Raw genomic sequence first — 785 nt, 5'->3', positions numbered from 1 at the left:
CAGCGCCCCGATCCCGATCAGCGCGGCGCCTTCCCGGTGTCCTGCCCGGTATCCTGCCCGGCGTCCTGCCCGGCGCGAGGCCGCGCCGACGCCGAACAGGGCCAGGGCCGCCGGCGCGTAGCCGATCGAGCCGTTGGTGAGGGGACCGAGCGGCTGCCCGGCGAGGCGCGACAGGGCCGGCTCGAAGACCGTCGCGGCCACCGCGAAGGCGAGGGTTCCGACGAGGGCCGCCGGGGCGGAGAGCCCGAGGAAGCGCCGCAGGGCGAGAAAGAAATAGGCGTGGATGAACAGCGCGATCGGGATCACGTCGGCCAGCATCGCCCATTGCACCGCGAGGGTGTGGAAGAGCGCGCTGCCGATCCCGATCACCCCGATCAGCCCGGCGAATCCGTCGGCGACCGGGTCCGGCGTCCGGCCGCGCCGCAGGAGCAGGATCGCCGCGACCACGAAGACGGCGTTCGAGACCGCGTTCAGCGGCTCCGCGAGGAGCCCCGGCCCGGTCCGCTCGCAATAGTCGCGAACCGGCTCCCACCACCCCGATGCCATCCCTGCCCCGTCCCCATCGCGCGACTGCGCCGCCGCTTGCCAGCGCAGCGCGAAACCCCGATGACGGAGCCCCTAACGAGTGCGGTTGCGAGCGGCGCGGGACGCGATGCGGATCACCACCTGGAACGTCAACTCGGTCAAGCAGCGCTTACCCCACCTCCTGGCCTTCCTGGCCGAGGCGCAGCCCGACGTGGTCTGCCTCCAGGAGTTGAAATGCTTGCTCTTATACACTTCGAACG

General features: G+C 71.6%; 2 protein-coding genes. One reads left to right on the top strand and one right to left on the bottom strand.

The features are described from left to right. Positions 1–546: ceramidase domain-containing protein (locus VQ03_RS30595; protein ID WP_048454710.1), on the bottom strand; the 546-nt coding region annotated here is incomplete at its 3' end. Positions 547–652: 106 nt separating this feature from the next. Between VQ03_RS30595 and VQ03_RS33545 the strand changes: the two genes are divergently transcribed. Continuing rightward, on the top strand, positions 653–785 hold a 133-nt coding region (locus VQ03_RS33545; protein ID WP_208605582.1), incomplete at its 3' end, for an endonuclease/exonuclease/phosphatase family protein.

The organism is Methylobacterium tarhaniae (genome assembly GCF_001043955.1).
Taxonomy (GTDB): domain Bacteria; phylum Pseudomonadota; class Alphaproteobacteria; order Rhizobiales; family Beijerinckiaceae; genus Methylobacterium; species Methylobacterium tarhaniae.
The sequence above is the reverse complement of the archived record's forward strand: the minus strand, read 5'-3'. Positions and strand labels throughout refer to the sequence as shown.